Raw genomic sequence first — 9,902 nt, forward strand, 5'->3', positions numbered from 1 at the left:
GCGGTCGAACAGGTTGCGGGCGGCCAGCCGGCGCGAGACATCGTCGAAATAGATCAGGACGTTGCGGCAGAAGATGACGTCGAACGTGCCGTTGGCGGCCATCGACGCGGCGTCGACCAGGTTGGCGCTGGTGAAGGTGACCGATTCCAGCAGGTCGTCGATGAGCCGCCAGCGGTCCTGCCCCGCGGGCTCGAAATAGGCCTGGCGCACGTCCTCCGGCAGGCGTGCCAGCGCGCGCTCACCATACCTGCCGGCACGCGCGGCGCTCAGCGCGCGGGTGTCGATGTCGGACCCCACGATCTCGACATGATAGGCGTCCACCATCCGCCAGTTCTCGAGCAGCCAGAGCGCGATCGAATAGGCTTCCTCGCCGGTAGAACAGGGTACCGACCAGATCCGGACCCGGTCGCCCGGCCCTCGGTTACCCACGATCTCCGGGAGCAGGTCGCGGCTCAGGCAGCGAAGCTGGTGCTGTTCCCGGTAGAAATAGGTCTCGTTGACCGTGAACCGGTTGATCAGCTGCTCGGTCTCGGCACGGCTGGCGCGCAGATGGGCGAAGTAGGCGGCAAAGGTCGCGGCACCGGTCTCCGCCATGCGCACGGCCAGCCGGCGGTCGATATAGTAGCGCTTGGCCTCGCTGAACATCATGCCGGTCTCGGCATAAAGGAAGTCGCACAGGAGCTGCAGGTCCTGGGCACTCAGGAAATGGGGCTCGTCCGGCAGGGCCGGCTTGCTCATCGGGCCGGGGCCAGGGCGAGGAGGCGGGCGGCGATCCCGTCCAGCGGGACCACGAACTCGGCCCCGCCGGCATGGACCAGCTCGCCGGGCATGCCCCAGACCACCGCCGTTTCCTCGGCCTCGGCGATAGTGCGCCCGCCGGCATGGCGCAGTGCGGTCATGGCGGCGGCACCGTCGCTGCCCATGCCGGTCATCAATATGCCGATCAACCGCCTGGCCCCGACCTGCTCCATCGCACTCGTCACCAGGCGATCGGCACTCGGATGCCAGCGATGTTCGGCTGCGGCAGGGGCCGGCAACGCCATCAGTCCGGCCGGCCGCCGGCCGAGGATCAGGTCGGCTTCGCCCTTGGCGATATAGACATGACCCGGTGCCAGCGGGACCGGCTGCACCACTTCCAAGACGCGCAGGGCGCACAGTCTGTCCAGGCGCCGGGCCAGCGGCCCGGTAAAGCTCGCCGGCATGTGCTGCGCCACCAGGATCGGCCAGGGAAAATTCGCCGGCAGGGGTGCCAGGAGGGCGTCCAAGGCCGGAGGGCCGCCTGTGGAGCATCCCACCACCACGGCACCCTCGACCTCGCCCGGCAGCGGCGGCAGGTCCGTCACGTCCACTGGCGCCACGGGAGGGACCGGGCGCACCGGTGCCGGCCGCTGCCTGGGCTCGCCGCGGCGCAGGCGCAAACGCTCGGCCAGGCGGCGTGCCCTGGGCAGGCGTGCCCGTGCCGCGCCCTGCACCTTCTCCACCAGCTTCGGCCCGAGCACGTCCATCTTCAGCGAGATGGCACCCGTGGGCTTGGCGATGAAGTCGACCGCCCCCAGGCTCAGCGCCTCCAGCGTCACCTGGGCTCCCTCCTCGGTCATGGCGGAGACCATCACGACCGGGCAGGGGCGCTCGACCATGATCCGGTCGAGGCAGGACAGCCCGTCCAGCTCCGGCATGTGGACGTCCAGGGTGACGACGTCGGGCTTGAACGCGTGGAGCTGGCGCAGGGCGTCCAGGCCATCGCGGGCAAAGGCGATCTCGAAGCCCCCGGCGCGCGTGAACAGCTCGCCCAGCAGCCGGCGCATCAGGGCAGAATCGTCGACGACGAGCAGACGGGTCACGACCTGGCCAGGCCCGCGCCATCCAGCGCCGCCAGCAGGTCGCGCTCCGCACGGTCCAGGAGTTCCTGCGGGTCGACCAGCAGGATGATGCGGCCATCCAGGTCGAGATTGGCGACACGGTCGAACATCCGCCGGCCATCGGCCGCCAAGTCCGGGGTCGGCTGCAGCCGGTCCGCCGCAACGCTCAGGATCTCCGACACGGCATCGACAACGAAGCCCGCTTGACGGTCGCCGATCGTGGTCACGATCACCCGCCGCTGGCTCCCGACCCCCTCCTCCGCCACCCCGAAGCGGCGCCGCTGCTCGATGATCGGCAGCACCTTGCCGCGATGGTTCATCACGCCCTCGATGAAGCCGGGTGCACGGGGCACCCGCGTCAGCGTTGCCGGCAGGCGGAGCACCTCGTCCACGGCAGCCACCGGCAGCCCGTATTCCTCCTGGCCCAGCCGGAACACCACGATCTGCTCCTGCGCGCCCGCATCCGCGCCCATGCCGAACTCCGTCTGCTGAGGCCCATCGGCGAGGAGATGGGCCACGGTGTCGTCCCGGAACAGGCGCTCGGCCGACAGGATCGACACGAGGCCCACTCGGTCCGGCAGCCGGCAGATGGATTGGATCTGAGCCTCGCCCGGCCCCCGGTTCAGCACTGCCGGCACAGGCTCGATCCGGTCGGGCGGGGCCCGGAGGATCGCCTGCAGCCGGCCGACCACCAGGCCAATCCTGGCAGCGCCGATCCGCGCCACGACGATCCGGGCATTCCGGCCGGGTACCCCCTGCGCGAAGCCCAGCAGGACCCGCAACGAGACCACCGGCAGCAGGCTGTCGCGCAGGGCCACCACGCCCAGCATGGCTGCATCGCTCCTAGGCATGGCCAGGATGTGCGGCGGCAGTGCCAGGACCTCGCCGACCTCCGCGATCGGCAGGGCATAAGCCTGGCCCGCCAGGTCGAACGTCACGAACACCCGTTCCCGGGCGGCAGGCCCGGAAGCATCCGGGACCGGCGCTGCCTGCCTCGTCCCCTGGCCGCGCCGGGTCAGCGCTGCGAAGTCCCGCCGCAGGAGCTCGTTCAGGTCGACCAGCCGGACGGCGTCCTTGCCCTGGACATGAAGCTGGCCCGGCCGCGATCCCCCGATGCCGGGCCTGGCGGGATCCAGCCGGGTCAGCGCACCCACCTCGTCCACGGCCACGCCCACCGGCTCGTCCAGTTCCAGCAGCAGGAGCCTCGATGCCGCCGTAGCGGGTGCCTCCTCCTGCCCCAGCAGTCCGGCCAGCGAGATCACCGGCACCACCGCGCCGCGGAGATTGGCCACCCCGGCCAAGCTCGCCGGTGCGTGGGGAACGCGTGTGATCTTCGGCCGGCGGAACACCTCGGCGATGGCGCCCGCAGCCACCGCGAGCCGCGCCTCGCCCACGCGAAACGTCAGCGCCTGATCCTCTCCCGGACCCAACGGACTAAGCGGTCCTGCCAAGTCAGGCTTCCGCCTTCTGGAGCTCGTCGGCGAGCAGGGCGATCTCCTCGATCGCCGCGGCTAGGTTCTCCGCACCCGTGGCCTGCTGCCGCGCGGCGGTCGCGGCCTCGGCGGCAGCGCCGCCCGCTTCTTCCGCCGCCGCCGCGACCTGCTGGACGCCGGACAGGACTTCCCTGGTACTGCCGATGATCGTCCCGACAAAGGTCGCGATCTCGGCATTGCCGGCGCGTAGGCTCCCGGCGGTGGTCTCCAGCAGGGCCAGCCGCTCGTTGATCAGCCTGCTTTTCTGGATCTCGGCCTCGGAGTAGGCAGCGATCTGCTCCAGGTCCCGGCGCACCGCCGCCACCTGGACCTGCACCAGGCGGACCAGGTCCTTGGCGCGGTCGGCATTATCACCAGAATCCCTGGCGAGGCTGCGGATGTCCGCCGAGACCACGGCGAAACCCTGCCCCTGCGCGCCGACCCGCGCGGCTTCCACCGAGCCGCTCACGGCGAGCATGGTCGTCTGGACGGCGATCATGGCTATGCTGTCGACGATCTTCTCGATCTGCCGGCCAGCGTCTTCCAGCGCCTCGATCAGGCCCAGGATGGCGCCCGTCCCGGTCAGAGCGTCGCTGACACCCTGTGTCAGCTTCGCGACCGACCGGCGGCTGTCCCCCAGCCGGGCCTGCACCGCCTCGATGCCGGCGAGTGCCTGTCCCGCGGCCTCGCCCGTGGCGGCCGCCGCCTTCTGGATCTGCGCCATCGCCGAACTGGACTGCTGGGTCGCCGCCGCCTGGACCTGCGCGCCCTGATTGATCTGGTCGATCGCCGTCAGGATCTCGCCGGCCGCCCCGGCCAGTTCCTGCACCGTCGCCGACAGTTCCTCGGCCGCGGCACCCAGCTGTTGGGCCAGATCGGCACTGCGATCCTGCGATTGCAGCCGCTCTGCCAGCCTGGCCAGGGCCTCCGCTGCCTGCTGGCTCTGATGGAGGGCGGTGCTCTGCTGCTGTACGGATCGCTGCGCCTCGGCCGCGGCCGCGGACTGTTCTTCGGCAGCACCCGCGATGTTTTCGGCTCCTTTGTGCGCCTCGCGTGCCGCGGCATCCGCCTCGACCGCCGCCAGCAGGATCGCCTGGCTGCTCTCGACCAGGGCCGCCAGGCTGGCGCGAGCGGCCTCGAGCTCTGCCGATACCGCCCGTGCCCCGGCAGCCTCCTCCGCCGCGACGACCGCGGTGGCGCGGATGCGATCGGCGATGGTCCGCACCTCGGTGGAGATCCGGTGGGCCAACGTCTGCACCTCCCGTGACCGCTGCTCCGACACGTCGGCGAGGCTGCGGACCTCGTCGGCGACCACGGCGAAACCCCGGCCATGGTCGCCGGCACGCGCCGCCTCGATCGCCGCGTTCAGCGCCAGGAGGCTGGTCTGGTCCGAGATGTCGGCGACAGCCTTGGTGACCTCGCCGATATCGCCGGCCTGCTGCTCCAGCTTTGCGATGACCTCGACCGAGCGCAGCTGGCGCTGCGCGTTCGCCTCCACCGCCCCGGCCGTTCCGCCGATCTGGCCGGCGGCTTCCGTCAGTTGCGCCTGTAGGGCCAGGGCACTGGCGCGCGCCTGGTCCGCCCGCTCGCGGGCCTGCCCGAAGGCGGTGGCCAGCCCCATAATCGCGGCCAGCGACTGGTGCGATGCGCCGGCCGCCTCCTCGGCCGCACTCGCGATCTGCTCCATCGCCCGGCCGAGTTCCTCGGCCGCCGTGGACGCCTCCGCCACGCCGCTCGCCAGCTCCTCCGTGGCAGCGCCGATGCGCTCGACGGCGGTCTGGGCGGACCCGGCGGCACGCGGCGTGCGCTGCCGCTTGGGCGATGCCGGCATCGCCGCGGCCGCTTCCGCCTCGGGTCCGGCGGGCGAGCGCTCCCTGCCCGCCAGTGCCGACGTCTTTACGAGTGCCATGATCGCTTCCGCTTGCTCCAGCCGCTGCGGCGGGTTCGTTGCTCAGGCAGACTAGGCAGGATCGACGGGCTTGCCCATGCAGAGCCGCCGTCGTGCGGGCCGCCACCCCGACGGAACCATCGCTTCCCCGCCGAGCCGGACCTGACGGCCGTGAAAGACACGCCGAAGCTTCGGCATGGCATCATCGCGTCGAACTAAAGTAAACCATAATACTCTCGAGCAGCATCGGTCGACCTATCAGGCCCCCGGCCTGCTCGTCAGCAGTTGATCGATCCCGTCGCGCAGGCGGGCGAGCCGCTCGCGCTCGGCGGGGGCGAGGGGGCGGCCGGCGGTGCGGGCTGCCAGGATGTTGCGGCTGAGGCGGTCGACCAGCCGCAGCGGCACCGTGCCGTCCGCCGCGCTGCGCCGCTGCCGTGGCGCCTCGTCCTTCGTCCCCTTGCCGTCCGGCTGGCCCGGGTCCTGGGCCTCGCGGATTGCCCTGACCGTGAGCGTGCCCTGGCGGGCCAGCCCGATCAGACGGTCCCGGGCGGCCGGGTCCTCGACCCGGGCGAGCTCGATCAGCGCGTTCTTGGCGATGCGCAGTTCTGACGTCAGAACCGCCTGGAGCACCTCGTCCGGCAGGGTGAGGATGCGCAGGATGGCGCTGATTTCCGCCTTGGACTTGCCCAGGGCCGCGGCGGCGGTGGTCTGGTTGTAGCCCTTCTCGCTGATGAGCTGCTGGACTCCCCTCGCCTCTTCCACGGGCGTCAGGTCGACCCGCTGGAGGTTCTCGATCAGCGAGGCGACCTCGACATTGCCCTCGTGCTCGATGGCGAGGATGGTGGTCCAGCCATTGTGCCTGGCCGCCCGCCAGCGGCGCTCGCCGGCGACGATGAACCAGTGGTCCTTGGTCTTGGGGTTCCGGGCGAGCAGGATCGGCTGGAGCTGGCCCTGCTCGGCCATGGTCGCGGCGAGGGCCTCGATCTCGCGCTGGTCGAACTGGGTGCGCGCCTGGCCGGGATGCGGCTCGATCCGGTCGACCGATGCCTCGAAGCTGTGGCGGAACCGGCTGCCCCGCGTGACCAGGCTGCCGGACGCCTCGCCGATCAGGGAGGCCGTGGTGCTCAGGATGGGGGATGGCTGCTGCTGCTTGCGCCTGCTCATCTCAGCCCCCTGCCCCCGCCGACGCTTCTTCCGCGATCACCTTCGGCCAGTCCGCACCGGCGGCGATCGCTGCTGCCAGTCGCTCGTAGACCGCCACCGCCGGCGTGCCGGCCGAGGCCTCCAGGGCGATCCGGCCATTGCGCGCCGCATGGCCGAACACCGCGCTCTCCGGCACCGGCTCCAGCACGATGCCTTTGTCGCCCATGGCCACCACCAGATGCTCCAGCACCTCGCGGTCGACCGCCTTGCGGCGGCTGTACTGGGTCGGCAGGATCCCGGCCAGCCGCAGGCCGGGGTTCAGCCGGCGCTGGACCTTGTTCACCGTGCCCAGGATCAGCCCCACCCCCATCGTGTCGTAGGGCTCGGTGCGGACCGGGATGATCACATCCTGGGCAGCGGCCAGCGCCATCCAGGTGAGCATGCCGAGATTGGGCGGCGCGTCGACCACGATATAGTCGTAGCCGGCCCGGACCTCGTCCAGCTTCTCGCGCAGCACCACGTCCAGGCCGGGCTCGCGCCGGCTGTCCACCTCCGCCAGCTCGATGTGGCTGGCCACCAGATCGAACGGCAGCGGCCGGTGCCCGGCGATCGAGCTACCGGCCGGCAGGATCGCGTCTTCCAGGGGACGGGATTGCAGCACCACGTTGGCGATGGTCTGGCCCTGGCGATGGACCTCGACCGCACCGCCGGCCAGCAGCGCCACGGTGGCGGTGGCCTGCGGGTCGAGATCGAGCAGGAGCACACGCTGCCCACGGCTTGCCAGCGCATAGGCCAGGTTCAGCGCGCTGGTGGTCTTGCCCACCCCGCCCTTCTGGTTGGCAAGTGCGATTACCCTGGCCTCGCGCGCCCGCCCGCTCGCCAGGGCGGTCAGCTCGTCGGCCACATCGTCCGGGATCGGCTCGCGGCCGTTCTCCCAGCGGCTCACCCTGGGCTTGTCGTAGCTCCGGCCAAGGCGGGTGTTGAGGATGTCTTTCAGGGCGGCCTGGCTCAGCCGCAGCTCGCGCCGCAGCGCCCGCATCACCTCGCCCTGCATCCGCCCTCTCCCGTCGCACGCATGGTGGTGCAGGATGGTCGGGCCATCCGGACCCGTCAACCGTCAACGTCGATGGTTGACGGTTGATGTTGCAGGCGTGCCGAAAGCCCGCAAACGTTTCAAATTCAGCGAGGATTTGCCGGCATCACCGGGCGGGAGGACGACCCGGCGGCCGTGGAATCGCTCCACAGGTTGTTCACGCTGAATTTGAAACGCAGGCCCACTTGTCTACGCTGAATTTGAAACGGGTCCACGCTGAATTTGAAACGGGCGAACCTCCGATTCCACGCTGAATTTGAAACGCAGGCCCGAGTTATCCACGCTGAATTTGAAACACATTCCTATAGAGAACCTATATCCAGAATCTTCCGATAGGGTCGGCGCAGAACCGCCGCCATCCCGGCAGGAGGTTCGCTGCCGCAGCCGCCCTTCGCTGAAGTTGATACGGAATATGCAGATCTGAACTCGCCAGGCAGGCTTTGGTGGTTCTCATGTTGCCGGGCTTGTGTTTACCATTCCACCGGCAGTTGCTTGGGGTGGGGCTGGCGCGAAATGGCGGAACTACATCGTCAACTGGTCCTGCGCGGCCTGGACGATCTGCTCGCTGAAGCCGATACGACCAGGGAGCGCCGCCGGGTCCAGTCGGCCCATGACGCGCTGCTGCTCGAGCAGGACGCGATCAACTATCTCCATTCCGGCTTCTGCCAAGCGGCCCTGCCGCATCGCGAGCCCAAGAACGCCACCGAGCCGTGGGTGCGCCGCAACGGCGCCTACCAGCTCGTCATCCGCCCGGGCATCCTGCCGCTGCGCGACCGGATCCTCACCGTCGGCGTGCCGTACGGGACCAAGGCGCGCCTGATCATGATCTATTTCCAGACCGAGGCGGTGCGCAATCGCAGCCAGATTGTCGATCTGGGGCCGACCATGGCGTCCTGGCTAAAGAAGATGGGGCTGGGGACCTCGGGCGGCCCGCGCGGCTCCTATGCGCCGGTGCGCGAGCAGGCCCTGCGGATCGCGCGCTGCGAATTCACCATGCGGTTCGAGCGCAGCGCCAGCGAGGCGCATCTGGTCGACCAGCGCATCGTGGACGGCATGCATCTGTGGCGGGACGACAGCGACGAGACCGAGATGTTCCGCAGCGGCGGCGAGTGGGGCCGGCATGTCAAGCTCAGCGACAGCTTCTTCGAGCATCTGATCGACCACGCGGTGCCGCTGTCCGAGGAAGCCATCGCCAAGCTGAAGAGCTCCAGCCTGGCGCTCGATCTCTATGTCTGGCTGGCCTACCGGCTGCACACGATGAAGAAGGAGACCATGGTTCCCTGGCATGCGCTGGGGGAGCATTTCGGCAGCGAGAGCGGCCACCGGCAGCTGGCCTTCCGGCTGAAGGAGGTCCTCAAGGACGTGGTCGCGGTCTATCCCGATGCCAATGTCGAGGCGACTACCCGGGGCCTGGTGCTGCGCCCGTCGCGATCCGCGGTCGCCATCTCCAGCAGCGTCGTGAAGCTGCCCACGGCACTGGCCCGCTGAACCCGCGCGGTTCTGACGTCAGAACCGGTGCCATGCTCCGGGGCAGGGGAGGGCGGTACGGCAGGTGGACCGGCGGGCCAGAGGTCGATAGCATCGTACGGAGCACAGGTCGTCGTTCCCGCACCGGCAATGGCGCGAAGCACGGCCAAGAATTCGGGTGGCACTGCTTCGCCTGGTGAAGATTAGCCCGGCAGAAAGAGCAGCAACAGGAACAGATGTAGGGATAGTCGTCTCGACCGTTGCGGCAGGATCGATTGTCTGGAAGGAAATCATGCGCCAGCTCGCGGTGAATGGCGGCGGCATCAACGTCGTCGAGACCGGGCCGAAGGATGGGCCCGCGGTGGTGTTCGTGAACTCGCTGGGCACCGACCTGCGGGTCTGGGACGAGGTGCTCCCCCGCCTGCCGGCAGGCCTCCGCCTGATCCGCTACGACAAGCGCGGCCATGGCCTGTCCTCGCTGGAGCCCGCCTCGCGCACCATCCAGGCGCACAGCGCCGATCTGGCCGCGGTGCTGGACCAGCTCCAGGTCCGTGCTGCCCTGGTGGTGGGCCTGTCCATCGGCGGCATGATCAGCCAGACGCTCGCAATCACGCGGCCCGACCTGGTGGCGGGCCTCGTCCTGCTCGACACGGGCCACCGGATCGGGCCTGCTTCGAACTGGAACGCGCGCATCGCTGCCGTGCGCGAGGGCGGCCTGGCCGCGATCTCGGAAGCCGTGATGGAGCGCTGGTTCTCCGCTGCATTCCGGCGCGACCGGCCCGAAACGGTGGCGGCCTGGCGCACCCTGCTGGAACGAACCCCGGTCGGGGGCTATGTCGCCGCCTGCGAAGCGGTCCGCGACGCCGACCTCGGCGAGCTCTCGCCCAGGATCGGCATCCCGACCCGTGTCGCCGTCGGTTCGGAGGATCAGGCGACTCCGCCGGAACTGGTCCAGGCGGCGGCAGCGCTGATCAAAGGCG

The 9,902-nt window shown here is 69.9% G+C and carries 8 protein-coding genes; 2 read left to right on the forward strand and 6 right to left on the reverse strand.

Translation table 11 applies throughout. The annotated features are described in order from the left end of the window. The 6 genes from EQG76_RS25285 to EQG76_RS25310 all read right to left on the reverse strand — a co-directional run. On the reverse strand, positions 1-738 hold a 738-nt coding region (locus EQG76_RS25285; protein ID WP_159717452.1), incomplete at its 3' end, for a CheR family methyltransferase. Beyond that, on the reverse strand, positions 735-1,841 hold the full coding sequence (gene cheB / locus EQG76_RS25290; RefSeq protein ID WP_159717454.1) for a chemotaxis-specific protein-glutamate methyltransferase CheB: 1,107 nt from the start codon (positions 1,839-1,841) through the stop codon (positions 735-737). The genes cheB and EQG76_RS25285, both read right to left, overlap by 4 nt. Continuing rightward, a complete protein-coding gene (locus tag EQG76_RS25295; protein WP_159717456.1) occupies positions 1,838-3,289 on the reverse strand; it encodes a chemotaxis protein CheW in 1,452 nt (483 codons plus the stop codon). Before EQG76_RS25295 ends, cheB begins: the two co-directional genes overlap by 4 nt. Positions 3,290-3,311: 22 nt before the next feature. Further along, positions 3,312-5,240, reverse strand: a complete 1,929-nt coding sequence (locus EQG76_RS25300; protein ID WP_159717458.1) for a methyl-accepting chemotaxis protein — start codon at positions 5,238-5,240, stop codon at positions 3,312-3,314. 237 nt (positions 5,241-5,477) lie between these two features. Next, on the reverse strand, positions 5,478-6,383 hold the full coding sequence (locus tag EQG76_RS25305; RefSeq protein ID WP_159717460.1) for a ParB/RepB/Spo0J family partition protein: 906 nt from the start codon (positions 6,381-6,383) through the stop codon (positions 5,478-5,480). A 1-nt stretch (position 6,384) separates the two neighbouring features. Further along, the gene (locus EQG76_RS25310) at positions 6,385-7,416 is read right to left on the reverse strand and encodes a ParA family protein (RefSeq protein ID WP_200841109.1); all 1,032 of its coding nucleotides are present in this window, start codon (positions 7,414-7,416) and stop codon (positions 6,385-6,387) included. A 552-nt stretch (positions 7,417-7,968) separates the two neighbouring features. Between EQG76_RS25310 and EQG76_RS25315 the strand changes: the two genes are divergently transcribed. Continuing rightward, positions 7,969-8,943, forward strand: coding sequence for a replication protein RepA (locus EQG76_RS25315; protein ID WP_159717462.1), 975 nt, complete (start codon positions 7,969-7,971; stop codon positions 8,941-8,943). 271 nt (positions 8,944-9,214) lie between these two features. Beyond that, positions 9,215-9,902: 3-oxoadipate enol-lactonase (gene pcaD / locus EQG76_RS25320; protein ID WP_159717464.1), on the forward strand; the 688-nt coding region annotated here is incomplete at its 3' end.

It is taken from the genome of Geminicoccus flavidas (genome assembly GCF_009806515.1).
GTDB classification, from domain to species: domain Bacteria; phylum Pseudomonadota; class Alphaproteobacteria; order Geminicoccales; family Geminicoccaceae; genus Geminicoccus; species Geminicoccus flavidus.